The organism is Brevibacterium sp. Z349TD_9 (genome assembly GCF_056173565.1).
This window is the reverse complement of record NZ_CM149680.1, coordinates 1329389-1348717: the sequence shown is the minus strand read 5'-3', so window position 1 is coordinate 1348717 and position 19329 is coordinate 1329389. Positions and strand designations below refer to the sequence as shown.

Below are 19329 nucleotides of genomic sequence, written 5' to 3'. Positions count from 1 at the left end.
GCACCACGGTCTGGCGGCCGAGGTCCGCCGCCCACGCGGGCGCAGGCGCGCCCGTCAGCCGATGAATTCTCGTCCCGGGCGTCCGCCCCGGCCGCGGCCGTGGACGATGGAGTAGACGCCCATCGCGACGACGACGAGTCCGGCGCAGAGGAGGAACATCCCCCGACCGCCGGTGAGCGGCATGAGGGCGCCGAGGATGATCGGCCCGATGCCGGATCCGACGTCGAGGAGGAGGAAGAACGACGAGGTCGCCACCGGCACCCGGGCCATCTCGACGGACTTGACCGTGATCGTCTGGGCGCTGGGCATGAGCGAGCCGAAGCCGAGTCCGACGAGGACGCCGGCGATGACGATGCCGGTCATCGTCGGCCACAGGGCGATGAAGAGGTTGCCGGCGGCGTTGAGGGCGAGGACCGGATAGATGACGACGTTGTCGCCGTAGACGTCCTGGATCCGGCCGACGAAGAGGCGTGCGACGAGGGAGGCTGCGGCGAAGGCGACGAAGAACATCGAGGCGGCGGCGGGCACTCCGTTCTCGGCCGCGTACCCGGCGAGGAAGACGAGGGCGGCGGCGTAGGCGGTGCCGGCGATGAGCATGATCAGCCCGATGCGCAGACCGTCGCGGTCGACGAGGGTCCGAGGGTGGAGGTGCCATTTGGCGGCCCGCTGCTCGGGCGTGAGCTCCTGCTTCGGCAGCCGCAGGAGGAAGCAGAGGATGAGGGCGATGAGCGACATGAGCGCCGAGGCGAGGAAGAGCACCCCGAAGTCCCAGCGCTGGGGCAGGACGACGCCGAGGTAGGGCCCGAGGGCCGTCGACACCGTCGTCGCCGTGCCGAAGTAGCCGGTGCCCTCACCTCGGCGGGAGGCGGGGATGATCGACTGGATGGCCGTCATGATCGCCGTGTTCCCGGCTCCGAAGGCGACGCCGTGGATGAGGCGGATGACGATGAGGAGGACAAGGCTGTCGGCGGCGATGTACGCGAGCGAGGCGAGGACGAAGACGGCCATGGAGATGACGAGCAGGGTCCGGCGGCCGATGAAGTCGAGGTACTTGCCGGTGAGGATGCGGGCGATGACAGCACCGACGATGAAACCGGACGAGGCGAATCCGGCGGCGGCCTGGCCGGCGGAGAAGCGGGCGACCGCGTACCCGGCCATCGACGTCATGAGCAGGTAGAAGACCATGGACATCGCGAGGTTGAGGCCGACGCCGACGACGAAGTCCTTGGTCCACAGCTGTGCTCGTGCCACGTCCGATCCGTCTCTCTTCCCTCAGCCGTCCGCGTCCCGCCGGGCGGCGGGACCATCCAAGGCTATAGCTTCAGCGAACTCCCAGGATGCGATGTCCGCACTGTGCCCATGTGCCTCTCCTCATGGCCTGTGACCGGAGCCATGAGGTGTGCGTCAGCTCATATAGGGTGAGGTCATGACCGAAAAGAGAACCCCTTCCGCCGTCGACGCCGTCGCTGAGGACTTCGTCGACCGCTCCCTCGCCCTCTCCCCCTCCCTCGCCCTCTACCTCGGGCTCGAAGGAGGCAAGGGCTTCGACGACCTCTCCCCCGCCGGCCTCGCCGCGCTCAACGACCTCAATGTCGAGACTCTGCGCCGCCTCGACGAGGTGGAGGCGAGCGCCGACCTCGACGACGTCGACCGGGTCACCCTCGATGCGATGCGCGAGCGCCTCGGCGTCGCCCGTGACTACTACGAGGCGGGCTTCCAGCACGCCGACCTCAACGTCATCGCCTCCCCCGTCCAGCACGTCCGCGACACCTTCGACCTCCTGCCGACCGCGACGGTGGCCGACTGGGAGACGATCGACACCACGCTGGCCGCCGTGCCCGCATCGCTGGCCGGATACCAGGAGTCACTCGCGCTCGCCAAGAGCCGCGGGCAGGTGGCGGCCCGGATCCAGATTGAGAAGGTCATCGACCAGGCCCGCGATCTCGCCGGGGACGACTCGACGTTCCTCACCCTCATCGCCGGTGCCGATGACAACGCCGAGGTGTCCCCGCAGCTGCGCAACGACCTCGCCGCCCATGCCGATGGAGTCCGACAGGCGTACGCCGACCTCGCCGATTTCCTCGGATCCGAGCTGCTGCCGGCGGCACCGGAGAACGAGGCGTGCGGCAGGGAGGCCTACGCCCTGCACTCGCGGAACTTCCTCGGCGCCGAGGTCGACTTCGACGAGACCTACCGGTGGGGACTTGCGGAGCTCGAGCGCATCGATGCCGAACAGCGCCGGATCGCCGAGGAGATCATGCCCGGCACCGACCTCTTCGACGTGATGAAGGCGCTCGACGCCGATCCGGAGCGCACCCTGCACGGCAAGGACGCGCTGCGCGAATGGATGCAGGGGGTCGCCGACGAGGCGATCGCCGAGCTCGGGAAGACCCACTTCGACATCCCCGAACCCGTGCGCACGATCGAGGCGATGATCGCCCCGTCGTCGACCGGCGGCATCTACTACACGGGCCCCACCGACGACTTCTCCCGTCCGGGACGGATGTGGTGGTCGGTGCCCGAGGGCGTCACCGAGTTCGCGACCTGGCAGGAGAAGACGACCGTCTACCACGAGGGCGTCCCCGGCCATCACCTCCAGGTCGGGCAGGCCACCTACGTCTCCGATACCCTCAACCGCTGGCGCCGGCTCATGTGCTGGGTGTCCGGGCACGGCGAGGGCTGGGCGCTCTACGCGGAACGGCTCATGGCCGACCTCGGCTACCTCGACGACCCGGCCGACTACCTCGGCATGCTCGACTCACAGCGTCTCCGTGCCGCCCGCGTCGTCCTCGACATCGGCTTCCACCTCGGTCTCGAGGCGCCCGAGAGCCTCGGCGGGGGCACGTGGGACCGGGAGAAGGCGTGGCAGTTCCTCACCGACAACGTCGCGATGGACCGCAGCTTCCTCGCCTTCGAACTCGACCGCTACCTCGGCTGGCCGGGACAGGCACCGAGCTACAAGATCGGCCAGCGTCTGTGGGAGCAGTTCCGCGACGAGGCGAAGGCCGAGGCCGGCGACGACTTCGACCTCAAGGCCTTCCACACGAAGGCACTCAACCTCGGCTCGGTCGGCCTCGACACCCTCGGCCGGGCGATCCGCCGCTGAGCGGGGTCAGACCTGCGCCGGCCGGGTCTGCGCAGGTCGGGCCCGGCCAGCCGAGTCTGCGCCCTGCAGCCTCGGCGCCCGGAGTGGGAGAATGACGACGTGAAGAACAATGACAGCCCCCGGTCGGAGACCGTGCGGGTGACGGAGATCCTCCGCGACGAGATCATCGACGGGGTGCGCGCGCCCGGCAGCCGCCTCGTCGAGCGCAATCTCGCCTCCGAACTCGGAGTCAGCCGCGTCCCGGTCCGCGAAGCCCTCAAGCAGCTCGCCTCGGAGGGGCTCGTCGCCCACCGTCCGAACACGTGGGCGACGGTGCGCGAGTTCTCTCCCAGCGATGTCGCCGACCTCGCCGAGGTGCGTCAGGCCTTCGATCTCCTCGCCTTCGAACTCGCGGCCCAACGGCACACGCGGGAGGGACTCGCCTCACTCGAGGCGACGATGGAGGCGGGTCGACGGCAGGCCGAGGCCGGGGACGCGGTCGGTGCGCACCGCAGCGCCGCGGCCTTCCACTCGATCGTCACGGAGCTCTCCGGCAACCGGCTCCTCGTCGAGGTCGGGCAGCTCCTCGACTCACGGATGCGCTGGCAGCTGAGCCAGCACGACGAGCTCGACGTCGTCGCCACCGAACATGCCGAGCTCTTCGACGCGATCGCCCACCGCGACGTCGACCGGGTCCGCGAGCTCGCGACCCACCATCTGAGCACGAGCCGCCAGCAGCATGACAAGCACCGGGAGCGCCTCGCCCACGAAGGCAAGACGGCGGAAACCGAGGACGCGAAGGCCGAGGGCTGAGGGCGACGGGCGGAGGGAGACGACGCGCTCAGCCGGCGGCCGGATGCGTCCTGACGGCCGGGTCGGCCGTCGCGGGTCGGTTCGTCGCCGCTGAACCTGCGTCATCGGACAGCGGCCCGGCGTCTGTCGCCGCACTCGCTTCCTGCGCCGCACTCGCCTCCTGCGCACCCCGAGCGAACGGCCACCCGGTCATCCGCTTCGGTCGCGCCGGCGCGAACGTGCGCACCTTCGAGGTCGAGAGTCCGAGGCCGACGAGGGACTCGGCGAGCCTGACGGCGGCGGCTACACCGTCGACGACGGGGACCGAGCAGCGGTCGACGATCACCTCGGCGAGGTCGGCCATACCCCCGCACCCGAGGACGATGACCTCGGCACGGTCACGATCGACCGCCTCGGCGGCCTCACCCGCGATCGCGTCGACGGCCTGGTCGGGATCGGCCTCGAGGTCGAGGACGGCCATCCCCGAGGAGCGCACGGAGGCGCAGTGCCGGTCGAGCCCGGCGAGCAGAAGCCGATCCTCGATGAGCGGGACCGTGCGGTCGAGGGTGGTGACGACGGAGTATCGGCGGCCCAGCAGCATCGCCAGCGTCGCACCCGCCTCGGTGATGTCGACGACGGGGACGTCGAGGAGCTCCTGCAGGGCTTCCCTGCCGTGCTCGCCGTAGCCGGCCTGGATGACGGCGTCGTACTCACCGTCGTATCCGAGCACGGCGTCCATGACGCCGAGTGCCGCGAGGTGGCTCTCGACGTTGCCTTCGCAGGATTCGGGACCGAAGCTCGGGGTCAGGCCGATGATCTCCGTGTCCGCCGACGCGGCCTCCCGTGCCGCTCGGGCGATCCCGTCGGTCATCGACGCGGTCGTGTTGACGTTGACGACGAGGATTCTCATGGGTCTCTCCGGGTCAGGTGGGTGTGTGCGGGTCAGTGTGCGGTCGGGACGGCGATCTCCTCGCCGTCGACCTCGCGGAAGGTGAAGTCGCGGCGGGCGATGACGAAGTAGATGACGGCGGCAAGCCCGGCGCCCAAGAACCACGAGAACTCCGAGACCGAGGAGAAGGCCGGCACGAGGGCGAGGATGAGCGCGATGAGGGACGCGGGGATGAATGCGCCGATCGCCCGCCAGTTGACTCCGTGGTGGTAGAAGTACTCGCCGTCGTTCGCCTCGGTGTAGAGCTGGGGGACGTTGACCTTCGTCTTCCGCACGAGCCAGTAGTCGACCATGATGATGCCGAAGAGCGGTCCGAGCAGGGCACCGAGGCCGCCGAGGAAGTAGACGATGACGACAGGTGAGTCGTAGAGGTTCCACGGGAGGATGGCGAAGCCGATGATCGCCGAGATGATCGCGGCGCTGCGGAAGTTGAGATGACGCGGGAAGAGGTTCGTCAGGGCGTAGGTCGGGGCGACGAAGTTCGCCATGAGGTTGACTGCGACGGTGAGGATGAGCAGGGACAGCGAGGCCAGCGCGAGGAGGATCGGACTGCCGATCGCCTGGACGATGTCGGCGGGTGAGGTGATGACGGTGCCGTCGATCGTGTACTGCGCGCCGGCGAGCGAGATGACGACGAGGCCGAAGACGAGCATGTTGATGGGGATGCCCCAGAAGTTGCCGACGACGATCGAGCCGCGGGTCTTCGCCGAGCGGGTGAAGTCGGAGAAGTTGAGGACGAAGGTGCCGTAGATCGCCACCCACAGCGCACCGCCGCCGAGGATCTGCACCCACATCTCCCACCCGGTGAGCGGATCGTCGATCGACCACGAGATCCGGAAGTCGACCCTGACGAGCATCCACACGGCCAGGGAGACGAAGGTGAGGAGGATGATCGGTCCCGCGATCGCCTCGTACCTGCGGATCATCTCCATGCCGTAGCTGACGATGATGACCTGGACGATCCAGAGCAGGGTGAAGGAGAACCAGCCGAGGCCGCTGAGTCCGAGGAATTCGACCTCGGCCCATGACTGCAGACCCGGCAGGAACGTGAGCAGCAGGACATTGAGGACGTTCGCGGCGAGGTAGGTCTGGATGCCGAACCATGCGATCGCGACGATTCCGCGCACCGAGGCGGCGAGCTGGGCGCCGTGGATGCCGAAGGCGATGCGGCTCATCACCGGGTAGGGCACCCCGGTCTTGTGCCCCATGATTCCCGAAAGGGTGAGGAGGATGAAGAGGAGGGCGGCGCCGACGAGAAGGGCGACGAGGATCTGCCACGCACCGAGGCCGAGGGCGAAGAGTCCGAGCGCGAAGCCGTAGTTGCCGAGCGAGTGGACGTCGTTGGCCCAGAGGGAGAAGACGCTGTAGGCCGTCCAGCTGCGGCCCTCCTTCTTACAGGGAGCGAGGTCGGCATTGTAGAACCGCGGGCTGATCCGGTGGGCCGCCAGTTGCTCGGGGCTCGGCCCGAGGCGCTCGGGATTCGGCTGGTCGGAGGTCACTGTCGTCGCCATGGGGCACTCGCATCCGAGACGGCATAACACTGGAATACCAAACGAGGATCCACAGGGTCATGGTGATGATTGCTGACCGGTTCAGCGTAACGTGGGTCACAGTTCTTCCGCAATGAAGAAAGAGGCTTTCGTCTGCGAACAATCCGACTGCAAGCGTCGCTCCCGACGGTCCGCACCTGGGCGGATGGCCGCCACGGCGCACGCTGCGGATCTGTATTTTTGGCATACCATTTGTCCGAATGGTGAGCGAAGGGCGCGAGGTGGGCGCGCCCGCACCCCCACGGGCGAGCACCCCGGCGGACAGCCCCTTGACACGGACTCGAACACGTGTTCGAATATTGGCATGCGGTGGAACGAGCAGGAGAAGGTGGCCGGGCTCTTCGGAGTCAAGGGGCTCGTCCGCAGCGTGCGCACTCCGGAGTTCGCGGGGATGACCTTCCACGAGGTCCTCGCGAAGTCGGCGCTCAACCGGGTGCCGAAGTCGAGCGGGATGCCCTTTTCGTGGACGATCAACCCCTACCGCGGGTGCTCCCACGCGTGCGTCTACTGCTTCGCGCGGAGCACCCACCGCTACCTCGACCTCGACGCGGGTGAGGACTTCGACCGCGAGGTCATCGTCAAGGTCAACGCACCGGAGGTCCTCGCCGCCGAGGTGGCCAAGCCGAAGTGGTCGCGCGAGCTCGTGGCCCTGGGCACGAACACCGACCCCTACCAGCGCGCCGAGGGTCGCTACGGTCTCATGCCCGGCATCATCACGGCCCTGGCCGACCATGCGACGCCCCTCTCCATCCTCACGAAGGGCACTCTGCTCCGGCGAGACCTCCCTCTGCTCGCCCGCGCCGCCGAGGATGTCCCCGTCGAGATCGGCATGTCGATCGCCGTCCACGACGACACCCTGCAGCAGGCCATCGAACCGGGTACGCCGACGACCACCGCGCGGCTGGCGACCGTGCGTGCGGCAGCCGACCTCGGGTTCCGGGTGACGGTCTTCATCATGCCTGTCCTGCCGAAGCTCACCGACTCCCGCGAGCACCTCGACGCGGCCCTGCGGGCGATCAGTGAGGCCGGGGCACACCGGGTCGTCTACGGTGCCCTGCACATGCGGCCCGGCGCCCGGGAGTGGTTCTTCGAGTGGCTCGGGCGCGAACATCCCGAGCTCCTCCCCCGCTACCGACGGATGTATGCGAACTCGCCGTATGCCTCGAAGGAGTACCGGACGTGGCTGCGCGCACGGATCGATCCGCTCATCGACCGCTACGGCCTGCGCGGGTCGAGGGACGAGGACTACGGCGAGCGCGGGGCGCTCGGCACCAGGGGTGACCGGTCCGCATCCGGGACGTCCTCGATCGCCATCGGCGCGGAAGGCCTCCCGCAGCTTCAGGCCGCCCTCTTCTGAGCCCCGGATTTCCATCCCACCGGCCCCTGACCCCAACCGGCCGCTGACCACACCCGATATCTGAGCGCCGCCGACCGATCGGCGGCGACCGCGCTCACACCTGTTCGCCCGGGGAATAACGCGCGCTGACCGGTAGTTGAAAGTGTCATGAAAATTGAGATCTGGTCGGACATCGCGTGTCCGTGGTGCTACATCGGCAAGCGACGCTTCGAGACCGCGCTGGAGGGGTTCGCCCACAAGGACGAGGTCGAGGTCCGGTGGCGCAGCTTCCAGCTCGACCCCTCGCTCCCCGATCACGTCGAGGAGTCAGAGGCCGCCTACCTCAGCCGGACGAAGGGCATGCCCCCGGAGGCGGTCAAGCAGATGTTCGCGCAGGTGAGCGAGCAGGCCTCTGGCGAAGGACTCTCGTACGACTTCGACTCCGTCGTCGTCGCCAACAGCTTCACGGCACACCGCTTCCTCCACTTCGCGCAGACCCACGGCGTCATGGCCGAGGCAGAGGAGGCACTCATGTCCGGACACTTCGAGACCGGTCGTGACATCGGCAGCATCGACTACCTCGCCGAGGTGGGTGAGAGTCTGGGAATCGATCCCGCCGAGACCCGCAGGGTCCTCGAATCCCATGAGTACACGCGCGCCGTCGAAGCCGACATCGCCGAGGCGCGCTCACTCGGCGCCAACGGGGTGCCGTTCTTCGTCATCGACCGCAAGTACGGGATCTCCGGGGCCCAGCAGTCGGAGACGTTCTCCCGCGCCCTCGACACCGCATGGGAGGAGAGCTCCACGCTCACCGTCCTGTCCGGTGCCGGCTCCACAGCCGCCGATGCGTCCGACGGTGCCGATGCGCCCAGCGGTGCTGTGTGCGGCCCTGAGGGCTGCGACTGAGGTTCCGACGGTCCAACTCCTCGTCCCTCCCCCTGAGCACCACTTCCATCCCTCCGAAAGGACACCCCCACAGTGAACGATTCCGCCCCACTCATCCGCATCGTCGTCGGCAGCATGCGACCGGTCCGCGTCGGTGACCAGATCGCGGCCGCCGTGTCCGAGGTCATCGCCGACGCGACCGGCGCCCGCGTCGAGATCGTCGATCTCGCCGACCTCAGGCTGCCGATGCTCGATGAGCCGGCGATGCCGGCTCTCGGCAACTACCAGAACGCCCATACGAAGGCCTGGGCCGAAATTGTCTCCGAAGCGGACGGAATCGTCTTCGTCACCCCGCAGTACAACGGCGGCTATCCGGCGTCGCTGAAGAACGCGATCGACTACCTCTTCGCCGAATGGCGGGACAAGCCCGCACTCATCGTCAGCTATGGCGGGCACGGGGGCGGGATGTCCGGGGCGCAGCTGCGCTCGGTTCTCGAATTCATCGGGGTCGACCTCGTCGCCGACAACGTCGAGATCACCGTTCCCCGCGAGTCGTACGGCGCGGACGGTCGCCTCGTCGATGCCCTGGAGATCGTCCAGGGCTACGCTGACAAGCTTGAGACCGCGGCGAAGGCTCTCGACCGGACGTTGGCCCCACAGGCCTGAGCCAAGCGCTGGCCGGGGCTCAGGAGCCACCGGAACTCTGAGGCACGGAGACGGCAGCCCGATCCTGCGCAGTGCGGGGTCGGGCTGCCGTCTCTGCTCGTCCGGCGTTCCGAACCGAGCGGTGCAGGACTAAGGTGAGTTCCATCATGGGCTCCTACACCGATTTCCTGGGACCGACCGCGCTCACCGAGGCAGTGCTGCTGCTGGCGAGCTTCGTGCTCTGTTCGCTCATCGGCTTCGAACGCCAGTTCCGGCAGAAGAGCGCGGGCTACCGGACGCATGTGCTCGTCGGCATCGGCACGTGCGCGTTCACGCTCGTCTCCGCCTACGGTTTCTCCGGTGTCCTCGACAGCGACGTCCAGCTCGACCCCTCGCGGATCGCCGCGCAGATCGTCTCGGGGATCGGCTTCCTCGGCGCAGGTGTGATCTTCAAAGGCCGGAACATGGTCCGCGGGCTGACGACGGCGGCGACGATCTGGGTGGCTGCTGCCGTCGGCATGGCGTGCGGGGCGGGAATGCTCGGGCTCGCGACGATGCTCACGGCACTCCACCTCCTCACGCTCTTCGTCGTCGCCCCGCTCATCCGCAGGATCCCCGACAGTGATCACGGGAAGCTCCTTCGCATCGTCTACCGTGACGGCGGTGGGATCCTCCGAGAGATCCTCGCCGTCGCGAGCTCGATGGGATTCAAGAACACGATCCTCGACTCCCAGCGGTTCGAGGACGAGGACGGGGTGACGATGGTGCGCATCGATGTGAGGTTCGACGGCAAGCGCCCCCTGCACATGCTCATCCCGATGATCATGGAGCTCGACGGGGTGGACAAGGTGAGCATGCGCGAGGACCGTGTCCACTCCGTCGATTCCGACGGCGACCCGTTCTGAGCCGGCTCCGGCTCAAGGGACTGCTCAGCCGCGCAGCGACCTCTCCCATGCGAGCGTCGCCAGAGCCGCTGCCTGGTCGGGAAGGTGGGCATCGTCGAAGAGGACCTCGGGCGAGTGGTTGACCGCCGCCGTCTCGGGGTCGACGCCGTCGGGGGTGACGAAGAGGAAGACGAAGGCACCCGGCACCTCCTCGAGGACATACGAGAAGTCCTCCGAGCCCATGACCGGATCGGGAGCTTCGACGACGCGGTCGGGCCCGAAGGCCTTCTGCAGGGTCTCAACGGTGAAAGCGGCCTCGGCAGCATCGTTGACGGTCACCGGGTACTGCTCGTTCCACACCACCTCGGCGGTGCAGCGATGGGCGGCGGCGATCGATTCGGCCAGTCGCGTGGCGAGCTCCGGAAAACGCTTCGTCGTCTCGGCGGAGAGCGTGCGCACGGACATCGCCAGGGAGGCGGTCCCGGGGATGATGTTGACGGCGGATCCGGCGTTGAGCTGGGTCACCTCGGCGACGATGGGGTCGAAGACGCTGAACGATCCGGTGACCATCGAGTAGATGGCCTGCCCGAATTCGAGGAGGGGGCGGATGGGGTCGACGGCGTCCTGCGGACGCGAACTGTGCCCGCCTTTGCCGTGCATGGTCAGGTGGAAGGTGTTCGCTCCGGCCATGATCGTGCCCGGTCGGGTGACGAAGGTGCCGGGCTCACCGGGGGCGACGTGGATCGCGTAGGCGGCGTCGGGGGTCGATCCGATGGTGTCGAACATGCCCTCGTCGATCATGTCCTTTGCGCCGCCGAGGCCCTCCTCGCCGGGCTGGAACATGAATGCGACGGTTCCGGCGAGCTCGTCCTGGTGGGCGGACAGGAGCTTCGCGGCTCCGACGAGTCCGGAGACGTGGAGGTCATGACCGCACGCGTGCATGTTCCCGTTGGTCGAGGCGTAGTCGAGGCCGGTCGTCTCGACGACGGGAAGGGCGTCCATGTCGCCGCGGAGCAGGATCGTCGGGCCCGGCCGTCCGCCGCGGAGGACGGCGATGACGGAGCTCAGCCCTTTTCCGGTCGTGATCTCGAGCGGCAGGCCGTCGAGTGCGTCGAGGATGGCGCGCTGGGTGCGGGGCAGGTCGAGTCCGAGTTCGGGGTTGCGGTGGAGGTCGCGGCGGAGCTCGATGAGCTCGGTGCTCAGGGCGGCGGCTTCGGTGGTGAAGTCGATCGTCATGGTTTCGTGGTCCCTTCTGCGGTGATGTGGGTGGTCATCGGGTTGTTCGGTGCCGGTCATCGGGTTGTTCGGTGCCGGTCGGCGGGGTGCGTCGGTCATCCGGCGAGGAGCGGGCGGGAAGGTTCGTCGCCGAACCACCCGGCGCTGTCCTTGACGACGGCACCACCCTGGACGATGGCGGTGACGTTGTCAGGGTCGGCGAGCGGGGTGATGTCCGTGACCGGATCGAAGTCGACGACGAGGAGGTCGGCGAGCTTGCCCGACTCCACTGTGCCGAGGTCGTCGTCGAGGCGGAGCAGCGCGGCCGCGTTCTTCGTGCCAGCGACGATCGCCTCCATCGGAGTGAGACCGAGTTCGACGGCGTGGACGGGTTCGCGGAGGTTCTCACCGTGGGGGCAGACACCGGAGTCGGTGCCGAGTGCCACGCGGACGCCGGCGGCGAAGGCGGCGGCGAGGCGTTCCCGGGCGATCGCCGACCAGGTCACCTTCTTCTCGTACAGGTAGCCGGGCACCAGGGCGGGGTCGGGCACGCGCAGTGCGCTGCTCAGGGTCGGGACGAGGAAGGTCCCGTGTTCGAGCATGAGGTCGATGCCCTCGTCGTCGATGCCGTAGCCGTGTTCGACCGAACGCACTCCCCCGCGGATCGCCGCCTTGATCCCCTCCGGGCCTTGAGCGTGAGCGGCCACCGGCTGACCGGCGCGTTTGGCGGTCTCGGCGACGATGAGGCGGACGTGCTCCTCGGGGACGCCGAGGTCGTCGGGGGTGTCCGAGGGGCTCGAGACGCCGCCCGTCGTGCACACCTTGATGACATCGGCTCCCCCGCGGATGAGGAGGCGTACGGTGCGGCGGACGTCGTCGTCGGTGTCGATGATCGGGTGGACGGGCATCGGCATCGGGACTTCGCGTCCGTTGGGCAGGGTGAAGTCGGTGTGCCCGCCGGTGGGTGAGAGCGCTGAGACGGCGATGTGCAGACGGGGCCCGTGGATGAGCCCGGCGCTGATCGCATCGCGGATTCCGCGGTCGATGCCGCCGAGGTCGCGCGCCGTCGTCACTCCCGCCATGAGCGTCCGGCGGGCGTTGAGCGCGGTGCGCAGGGTGCGTTCGGAATCGAAGCGGGCGGCATCGGCCGCCTGGTCCTCGATCGAGAGCCCGAGGTGGACGTGGGCGTCGATGAAGCCGGGCAGAATCGTCCTGCCCGTGAGGTCGATGGTGCGTGCGGCTGGAGGCCGCTGCTCGTCGTCGGCCCGGCGCGGACCGGCGTAGACGATGCGCCCGTCGGCGATCTCGAGCTCGGCGTCGGGAAGCGGCGGACCCCCGGTCCCGTCGATGAGGGTGGCTCCGCGCAGGAGGAGTCGGTCGTCACCGGGAACAATGGGTGGGACGAGTGCCGCGGCCATGGTGTCCTTTCGTCGGTCGTGCAGTCGTGATCGCAGGTCGAGTCGTGATGGTCAGGGGTCGGTGGTCCGGGCCCGCGCGCCGGTGGCTCCGACGAGCGATCTCACCAACGTGCGGTAGGTGTCCTTGACCTCATCGTCGGTGCCCTGTGGCCTGCCGGGTCGGAGCGTCAGCCGGAAGAGGGTGATACCGGCGAGAGCGTCGAGGATGAGATCGTGATCGAGGTCGGGGCCGATCTCCCCGCGGTCGACTGCGCGGTCGAGGATCGCCGTGCCCATCGCGTGTCGTCGCTCCATGAAGCCCTCTGAGATGAGCGGGATGACGTCCATGTCGAACATTGCGAGCAGGAGTCCGTTGCCGCGGGCGCGGGCATCGTGTGAGCGGCGGACGTTCTCGACGTTCTGCCACGCGTGGGCGACGAGGTCCTCGACGACGTCTCCCGTATCCGGTTGCTCGCCGAGGTCGAACGTCTCAAGGATCGCTGCGGCGACGAGCTCGGGCTTGGTCGGCCAACGCCGGTAGATCGCGGTCTTGCCGCACCCGAGTGTCGAGGCAAGCTGCTCGATGCGCAGGTTCGTCAGCCCGTTCGCCTCGACTTCCGCGCGCACGGCGGCGAGCACTCTGGCGGTGAGCTCGGCGTCGAGCGGCCGCCCCTTCGTTGTGGGCTGCGTCATGGTCGGAGCCTCTCACGTCCACGTCGCTTTACGCAACACAACGTTTCGTTTTGAGACGGCAAGGCGCCGACGCCACGGAAGTTCCCCTCGTCAGCACTCGAGGCCGGCGAGGACGGTCGCCATCGACTCGGTCACCGCAGTGCGCGCGTCGGCGCCGAAGACGGCAGTCTGGACGATCCCGCCCTGGATCATCGCGATGACGGCGGGCGTCGCACTGCGGGCGCGGTCGGCGGCGTCCGCCTCGGCGAGGCTGAGCGCACTGCGGAAGTACGCCCCGAGGTAGCCCTCGAACCGCCCTGTGACCTCGGCGAAGATCTTCGCGGCCAGGGCGGCGAACTCGGGGACGTGGGCGGCTTCGCCCCAGACCTGGAGGACGAGCGTGGCGAAGGGATTGTCGTCGAGCATCGCGTTGAGCAGTCGGGGGAAGACGATGCTCGGGGGTGGGACATCGCCTGTGAGGTCGAGGTCGTCGAAGACGCTGAGCCGCTGCTCCATAATCCGCCTGCCGACGTCGATCATGAGTTCGGACTTCGAGGCGTAGTAGAGGTAGACGGCTCCCGCGGAGAGATCCGCCTCCTTGACGATGTCAGCCATCGAGGCTGCGGCGAATCCCTTCCGGGCGAAGCAGGCCAGCGCAGCCTCCTGGATGCGCGTGCGCATCGCGGCCTTGTGCTCTTCGGTGACCTTCGGCACGTCTCCTCCAAAACGAATATTCATTCTTGATTTATCCTAGCGCACGGAGTAAAAATGAACGAGTATTCGTTTTCGATGATTGGACGACGATGGCTACGCGACTTCTCGGCACCACGGCCGATCCCCGGCAATCACCCGCGAAGGGGACGAACGGCGACCCGACGACCGCCTCGGCGGCGGGATCCACACCGCCCGACGGCGGTCTCCCCGCTGCGGACCCGACGGATGACTCGCTCCCGAGGCACAGCATCGGACGGGCCCTGCTTGCGGCGGTGTTCGCTGCGGCGATCGTCAGCGTCATCCTCCTCGCCTTCAGCTGGCCGACGGTCACGGCGGATCCCCGCGATCTGCCGATGGCCGCTGTCGGCGATGACGAGCAGGTCAGCGAGATCACGGACAATGCCCCCGAAGGGATGCTCGATCTGCGGGAGGTCGGCTCGCGCGCCGAAGCGGAGCAGCTCATCCGTGAGCGTGAGGTCTACGGCGCGTTCGTCCTCACGGGCTCCGATCCCGAGATCCTCGTGTCCTCGGCGGCCTCGCCGGCCGTCGCACAGCAGCTGCGCGGAATCGGCGCACAGATGCAGGAGGCGATCGACGCACAGGCGATCGCGGGGATGCAGGACGGCATGGAGCAGATGCAGGACGCGCTCGAGGCGGCCGCACGGGCGGCCGAGAACCCCGGGGCCGCGGCAGCCGCCAACAGTCCGGGCAACCCCGGCGGCCCGGGAAGTCCCGGCGGATCGGGAGAGCTTCCGGACGCCTCGGCGATGGAGGTCCCCCAGGTGACGGTCACGGACGTCGTGCCGCTGTCGGAGAACGACTCGACCGGCGCCGGCCTGGCCATCGCCGGGCTGCCGTTGACGATCGGCGGGATCGTCGGCGGTGTGCTCACGAGCATGCTCGTGCGGTCTCGGCGGATGCGCGCGGTCGCCGTCGTTGCCTACGGCATCATCGGCGGGCTCGCACTCGCACTCATCCTGCAGACGTGGTTCGGCATCCTCCAGGGCGACTTCTGGCTCAATGCGCTGGCCTCGGGGCTCGCTGTCGCTTCGACGTCGGCGATCATCAACGGGTTCGTCTCACTCATCGGCACTGGCGGCATCGCCGTCGGTGCGGTGCTGACGATGTTCATCGGCAACCCGATCTCCTCACTCAACCAGCCCAAGGAGTTCCTCGCCGGGTCGTGGGGCGAGATCGGACAGTTCTTCGTGCCCGGGGCGGCCGGCACGCTGCTGCGCGATCTCTCCTACTTCCCCGATGCACCGATGGCGACGGCATGGTGGGTGCTCGTCGGGTGGTTCGTCCTCGGCATCGCGCTCATCCTCATCGGCCACCTCATCGCCCATGCGAAGAAGCGGAAGGCCGCCTCGGGCAGGCACTGAGCTGTTAGCCGGTTCACCACGGTCACCGCTTCCCCGCAGGTTCGGTTACCCCGCAGGCCCCGGGTCGCTCCACGAGCGATCCGGGGCCTGCGGGGTGATGAGGTCCGGGCGGCCGCGTGGCCCGCCGCACCTCCTCGCGAACCGACGGGGGACACATCAGAAGATCATCACAACTGAGCATTGACCTCGCGCACCGCCATCGGTACATTGAATGCAACCCCGTTGCATTCTTTGCAACTCCCGATTGATTGGTCGGAACGATGGATGAGACAACGAAGTCCACTCTCAGCTCAGACTGCTGGACGGTGACGCTGTGACGCAGACACCAGCTCAGACCTCGACTACCGCGGAGCGCAACGTTCTCCGCAGGGTCGTCACTGCCAGCTTCATCGGCAACTTCGTCGAATGGTTCGACTATGCGGTGTACGGATACCTCGCCGCCACGATCGCTCTCGTGTTCTTCCCCAAATCCGAAGGGAATCTCGCCCTCCTGTCGACGTTCGCGGTGTTCGCCGTCTCCTTCGTCGTCAGGCCGATCGGCGGGTTCATCTGGGGGCACATCGGCGACAGGCTCGGTCGACGGACATCTCTGTCGCTTTCGATCCTCATCATGTCTCTGTCGACATTCGCCATCGGGCTTCTGCCGAGCTATCAGGCGATCGGGTTCGCCGCCCCGCTGCTTCTCCTGGCGGTGAGACTGGTACAGGGATTCTCCGCAGCCGGCGAATACGCCGGCGCCTCGGCCTTCCTGGTCGAATACGCGCCGGCTGGCAAGCGGGGGCTCTACGCCGCAGTCGTCCCTGCGAGCACAGCGTGCGGTCTCCTGCTCGGGTCGGTCATGGCGGCGATCCTGTCGACAGCCCTGACCGATGTCCAGATGGAATCATGGGGATGGCGACTGCCGTTCTTCCTTGCCGCACCGATGGGCCTCATCGGTCGATACATCCGCACGAAACTCGAAGACACACCGGCATTCCGCGAACTCGCGGACGAGGACGATGTCATCAGGGCGCCGGTGTTCTCGATGTTCCGAGACCATTGGAAGCCGCTCATCATCGCCATGTGCGCAGTGCTGCTCAACGCCGTCGGCTTCTACGTTGTCCTCAGCTACATGCCCACCTATCTGACGACCGAGCTCGGTTACGGAGCGACAGAGGCCTTCCTCGCAACGACCATCGCCCTCATCACCTATATCGGGTTCATCCTCCTCACCGGCATCGCGTCCGACAGATGGGGAAGGAAGCGGCTGCTCTTCACGGCTGCAATCGCATTCGTCGTCTTCACCGTCCCCGCGTTTATGCTGCTCGACTCCGGAAGCTTCGCCGTCGTCATCCTCGTCGAGATCGGTCTCGGTGCGATGCTCACTCTCAACGACGGAACCCTGCCCAGCTTCCTGGCCGAGATGTTCCCTACGAGGATTCGCTACAGCGGATTCGCGGTGAGCTTCAACATGTCCAACGCGCTCTTCGGCGGCACGGCTCCATTCATGGCGACTCTGCTCATCGGAGTGACTCAGTCGAAGCTGGCCCCCGGCTGGTATCTCATGGCCGCAGCCGCAGTCTGCTTCATCGCTGTGCTCTTCGCGAAGGAGACCTTCCGCAAGCCGCTGAAGGAGATCTGACCGCCAGTTCAGGCTGACCTGCAGCATCTGACCCCCATCGGCCGACAGCCGACCAACCAGAAGGAGAGAACATGACGACGGCCCAACCCACCGCACCATCGGTCGACCTGCAGCGGCTCAAGTCGCTCGAGAACGGAGTCAAGACCGGCCTCACGTTCACACACGACGAGTTCGCACGCCGGCTCACCGGACTCCGGTCGATCATGGAGAACATGGAGCTCGATGCAGTGGTGCTGACGTCGTATCACGGCATCAAGTACTACTCCGACTTCCTCTTCACCAGCTTCGGCCGCAGCTACGCTCTCGTGGTGACCGCGAACGACACCGTCACCGTCACTGCGAACATCGACGCCGGCATGCCCTGGCGGACGAGCTTCGGCGACAACATCGTCTACACCGATTGGCAGCGGGACAACTTCGTCCATGCCATCCACGAGGTCCTGCGCGAACGACGCATCCGGCCGACGCGCGTCGGAGTCGAGGACGATGCGCTCACAGTACACGGTCGGACGGCCATCGCGGCTGAGCTCGACGGTGCCGAACTCGTCGACATCTCCCAGGAGGCCATGCGGCAGCGCATGATCAAATCTCCCGAGGAGATCGAAGTCATCCGCCAGGGAGCGCGCATCGCGGACCTGGGCGGCGAAGCCATCAGAGCGGCTGTCACAGAGGGGATGTCGGAGTACGAGCTCGCCCTCATCGGCACCGAAGCGATGGTCCGCGAGATCGCGCGCACCTTCCCCGATCGGGAGGTCCGCGATTCGTGGGTGTGGTTCCAGTCGGGGATCAACACCGACGGCGCACACAATTGGCCGACCACCCGCAGGATCCGCAAGGGCGACATCCTCAGCCTGAACTGCTTTGCGGTCCCGTCCGGGTACTACACAGCACTCGAACGCACCCTCTTCTACGGCGAGCCCGACGAACGCTCCCTCGAACTGTGGAAGATCAACGTCGATGTCCATCGGCGGGGCCTCGAACTCATTCGACCTGGAGCTCGCTGCATGGACATCGCCGCCGAACTCAATGAGATCTATCGGGAGCACGGTCTGCTCGCCAATCGGACGTTCGGATACGGGCACTCGTTCGGGGTGCTCAGTCATTACTACGGACGAGAGGCCGGGCTCGAGCTTCGCGAGGACGTGCCGACAGTCCTCGAGCTCGGCATGGTGGTCTCGATGGAACCGATGATCACCGTCGCCGATGGGCTACCCGGTGCCGGAGGCTATCGGGAACACGACATCTGCGTGGTCGGGCAGTCCGGAGCCGAGGACATCACGGGATTCCCGTTCGGTCCGGAACACAACATCATTCCCGCGTGATCGTCGAGGTCATATGGCCATCCTGATCGTCGAACTAGGATGGCCATATGCCTCGACAAGCAACTGAGCCTAGCAACGGACCAGGGCAACGCGGGAACACCGTCATCGAGAACACCATGGCGATTCTGCGCTGCTTCGCACCGGACCGTCAGGAGCTCGGGGTGACCGAGATCGCCGCCCAGGTCGGGTTGCACAAGAGCACAGTCTCGCGAGTGCTCACGGCGTTGGAACACGAGGGGATCGTCGAGCAGCGAGCTTCACGGCGCTACAGGCTCGGGCTCGGCATCATCAGTGTGGCAGGTCCGTTGCTGGCGGATCTCGACGTCAGGCGCGCGGCATATCCGGTCCTCGTCGAGCTGACCGAGAGCACGAAGGAAACCACAGCGCTCATGGTGTGGAACGGGGTCGAGGCTGTCACCGTCGAGCAGATCCCCAGCCCCCAGCAGGTCAAGCACACCTCCAGCCTCGGCTCCAGATACCAGACCGCGTACAGTGCTTCAGTGCAGGTCTTTCTCGCCGAAGCGACTTCAGAGGCGATGGGAGTGCTCGTCGACGCGAAGAGACTCGGCGGAATCGACCAGGACTCCGATCTGGACACATACGCGATGAGACTCCGCGCCAACCGGGAGCGCGGATACACCGTGAACAACGCGGAGACCAGCCCTGACGAAGTCGGCATTGCCGCTCCGGTTCGAGATCATCGGGGGGCGGTCGTGGCCGCTGTGCTCATCGCCGCACCGAAGTACCGCACGGACGAGACGGCCATCGCGCGAATGGGCGAAGCGTGCACACGCGCGGCGCGAGAGATCACTGCGCGGCTCGGCGGCGCGCAGTCGTCGACTTCTTCCTCGATATGAGCGATGCCCTCGATGTGAGAGAT

Annotated in this window: 17 protein-coding genes; 10 read left to right on the top strand and 7 right to left on the bottom strand. The window is 67.2% G+C overall.

All coding sequences use genetic code 11. The annotated features are described in order from the left end of the window. Positions 1–54: 54 nt before the first annotated feature. Positions 55–1251, bottom strand: coding sequence for an MFS transporter (locus tag AC0VYB_RS06040; protein ID WP_063249449.1), 1197 nt, complete (start codon positions 1249–1251; stop codon positions 55–57). A 175-nt stretch (positions 1252–1426) separates the two neighbouring features. Between AC0VYB_RS06040 and AC0VYB_RS06035 the strand changes: the two genes are divergently transcribed. Together AC0VYB_RS06035 and AC0VYB_RS06030 are read left to right on the top strand one after the other, a co-directional pair. Further along, complete coding sequence (locus AC0VYB_RS06035; RefSeq protein WP_475385085.1) at positions 1427–3106, top strand: DUF885 domain-containing protein; 1680 nt, start codon at positions 1427–1429, stop codon at positions 3104–3106. A gap of 99 nt (positions 3107–3205) precedes the next feature. Next, positions 3206–3898, top strand: a complete 693-nt coding sequence (locus tag AC0VYB_RS06030; RefSeq protein ID WP_063249452.1) for a GntR family transcriptional regulator — start codon at positions 3206–3208, stop codon at positions 3896–3898. A 28-nt stretch (positions 3899–3926) separates the two neighbouring features. Here AC0VYB_RS06030 and AC0VYB_RS06025 read toward each other — a convergent pair whose 3' ends face one another. Together AC0VYB_RS06025 and AC0VYB_RS06020 are read right to left on the bottom strand one after the other, a co-directional pair. Next, positions 3927–4787, bottom strand: a complete 861-nt coding sequence (locus tag AC0VYB_RS06025; RefSeq protein ID WP_475385084.1) for an aspartate/glutamate racemase family protein — start codon at positions 4785–4787, stop codon at positions 3927–3929. Between the two features lie 32 nt (positions 4788–4819). After that, complete coding sequence (locus AC0VYB_RS06020) at positions 4820–6337, bottom strand: NCS1 family nucleobase:cation symporter-1 (protein WP_101624552.1); 1518 nt, start codon at positions 6335–6337, stop codon at positions 4820–4822. Between the two features lie 343 nt (positions 6338–6680). Between AC0VYB_RS06020 and AC0VYB_RS06015 the strand changes: the two genes are divergently transcribed. The 4 genes from AC0VYB_RS06015 to AC0VYB_RS06000 all read left to right on the top strand — a co-directional run bounded on the left by AC0VYB_RS06015 (position 6681) and on the right by AC0VYB_RS06000 (position 10147). After that, a complete protein-coding gene (locus AC0VYB_RS06015; protein ID WP_475385083.1) occupies positions 6681–7733 on the top strand; it encodes an Rv2578c family radical SAM protein in 1053 nt (350 codons plus the stop codon). A 147-nt stretch (positions 7734–7880) separates the two neighbouring features. Further along, positions 7881–8618: a DsbA family oxidoreductase gene (locus tag AC0VYB_RS06010; protein WP_475385082.1), complete on the top strand. Its 738-nt coding sequence runs from the start codon at positions 7881–7883 to the stop codon at positions 8616–8618. A 72-nt stretch (positions 8619–8690) separates the two neighbouring features. After that, positions 8691–9263: an NADPH-dependent FMN reductase gene (locus tag AC0VYB_RS06005; RefSeq protein ID WP_475385081.1), complete on the top strand. Its 573-nt coding sequence runs from the start codon at positions 8691–8693 to the stop codon at positions 9261–9263. Between the two features lie 146 nt (positions 9264–9409). Then, complete coding sequence (locus tag AC0VYB_RS06000) at positions 9410–10147, top strand: MgtC/SapB family protein (protein WP_009374787.1); 738 nt, start codon at positions 9410–9412, stop codon at positions 10145–10147. A gap of 24 nt (positions 10148–10171) precedes the next feature. On the opposite strand, the gene AC0VYB_RS05995 is transcribed toward AC0VYB_RS06000, so the two are convergent. The 4 genes from AC0VYB_RS05995 to AC0VYB_RS05980 all read right to left on the bottom strand — a co-directional run bounded on the left by AC0VYB_RS05995 (position 10172) and on the right by AC0VYB_RS05980 (position 14148). Continuing rightward, complete coding sequence (locus AC0VYB_RS05995) at positions 10172–11362, bottom strand: M20 metallopeptidase family protein (protein WP_082834997.1); 1191 nt, start codon at positions 11360–11362, stop codon at positions 10172–10174. Positions 11363–11457: 95 nt separating this feature from the next. Then, on the bottom strand, positions 11458–12759 hold the full coding sequence (locus AC0VYB_RS05990; RefSeq protein ID WP_475385080.1) for a metal-dependent hydrolase family protein: 1302 nt from the start codon (positions 12757–12759) through the stop codon (positions 11458–11460). Between the two features lie 51 nt (positions 12760–12810). Further along, on the bottom strand, positions 12811–13431 hold the full coding sequence (locus AC0VYB_RS05985; RefSeq protein ID WP_119296569.1) for a TetR-like C-terminal domain-containing protein: 621 nt from the start codon (positions 13429–13431) through the stop codon (positions 12811–12813). A 90-nt stretch (positions 13432–13521) separates the two neighbouring features. Beyond that, complete coding sequence (locus AC0VYB_RS05980) at positions 13522–14148, bottom strand: TetR/AcrR family transcriptional regulator (RefSeq protein ID WP_475385079.1); 627 nt, start codon at positions 14146–14148, stop codon at positions 13522–13524. A 65-nt stretch (positions 14149–14213) separates the two neighbouring features. Here AC0VYB_RS05980 and AC0VYB_RS05975 point away from each other — a divergent pair, with 65 nt between their 5' ends. The 4 genes from AC0VYB_RS05975 (at position 14214) to AC0VYB_RS05960 (ending at position 19306) form a co-directional block, all read left to right on the top strand. Beyond that, positions 14214–15506 (top strand): ABC transporter permease, encoded by a 1293-nt coding sequence (locus AC0VYB_RS05975; protein ID WP_475385078.1) that lies wholly within the window; start codon positions 14214–14216, stop codon positions 15504–15506. A 313-nt stretch (positions 15507–15819) separates the two neighbouring features. Continuing rightward, complete coding sequence (locus AC0VYB_RS05970) at positions 15820–17127, top strand: MFS transporter (RefSeq protein ID WP_475385077.1); 1308 nt, start codon at positions 15820–15822, stop codon at positions 17125–17127. Positions 17128–17198: 71 nt separating this feature from the next. Continuing rightward, entirely contained in the window at positions 17199–18449 is a 1251-nt protein-coding gene (locus tag AC0VYB_RS05965) for an aminopeptidase P family protein (RefSeq protein WP_063250588.1), read from the top strand. A gap of 116 nt (positions 18450–18565) precedes the next feature. After that, positions 18566–19306 carry an IclR family transcriptional regulator gene (locus AC0VYB_RS05960; RefSeq protein ID WP_231882260.1) on the top strand — a complete coding sequence of 247 codons (741 nt, stop codon included), beginning with the start codon at positions 18566–18568 and terminating at the stop codon, positions 19304–19306. Positions 19307–19329: the final 23 nt, after the last annotated feature.

What these genes read in the sequence shown, in the direction of transcription:
- AC0VYB_RS06035 (WP_475385085.1), top strand. Translation starts at nt 1,427, where the DNA reads ATGACCGAAAAGAGAACCCCTTCCGCCGTCGACGCCGTCGCTGAGGAC.
- AC0VYB_RS06025 (WP_475385084.1), bottom strand. Translation starts at nt 4,787, where the DNA reads ATGAGAATCCTCGTCGTCAACGTCAACACGACCGCGTCGATGACCGAC.
- AC0VYB_RS06020 (WP_101624552.1), bottom strand. Translation starts at nt 6,337, where the DNA reads ATGGCGACGACAGTGACCTCCGACCAGCCGAATCCCGAGCGCCTCGGG.
- AC0VYB_RS06015 (WP_475385083.1), top strand. Translation starts at nt 6,681, where the DNA reads ATGCGGTGGAACGAGCAGGAGAAGGTGGCCGGGCTCTTCGGAGTCAAG.
- AC0VYB_RS06010 (WP_475385082.1), top strand. Translation starts at nt 7,881, where the DNA reads ATGAAAATTGAGATCTGGTCGGACATCGCGTGTCCGTGGTGCTACATC.
- AC0VYB_RS06000 (WP_009374787.1), top strand. Translation starts at nt 9,410, where the DNA reads ATGGGCTCCTACACCGATTTCCTGGGACCGACCGCGCTCACCGAGGCA.
- AC0VYB_RS05995 (WP_082834997.1), bottom strand. Translation starts at nt 11,362, where the DNA reads ATGACGATCGACTTCACCACCGAAGCCGCCGCCCTGAGCACCGAGCTC.
- AC0VYB_RS05990 (WP_475385080.1), bottom strand. Translation starts at nt 12,759, where the DNA reads ATGGCCGCGGCACTCGTCCCACCCATTGTTCCCGGTGACGACCGACTC.
- AC0VYB_RS05985 (WP_119296569.1), bottom strand. Translation starts at nt 13,431, where the DNA reads ATGACGCAGCCCACAACGAAGGGGCGGCCGCTCGACGCCGAGCTCACC.
- AC0VYB_RS05980 (WP_475385079.1), bottom strand. Translation starts at nt 14,148, where the DNA reads ATGAATATTCGTTTTGGAGGAGACGTGCCGAAGGTCACCGAAGAGCAC.
- AC0VYB_RS05975 (WP_475385078.1), top strand. Translation starts at nt 14,214, where the DNA reads ATGGCTACGCGACTTCTCGGCACCACGGCCGATCCCCGGCAATCACCC.
- AC0VYB_RS05965 (WP_063250588.1), top strand. Translation starts at nt 17,199, where the DNA reads ATGACGACGGCCCAACCCACCGCACCATCGGTCGACCTGCAGCGGCTC.
- AC0VYB_RS05960 (WP_231882260.1), top strand. Translation starts at nt 18,566, where the DNA reads ATGGCGATTCTGCGCTGCTTCGCACCGGACCGTCAGGAGCTCGGGGTG.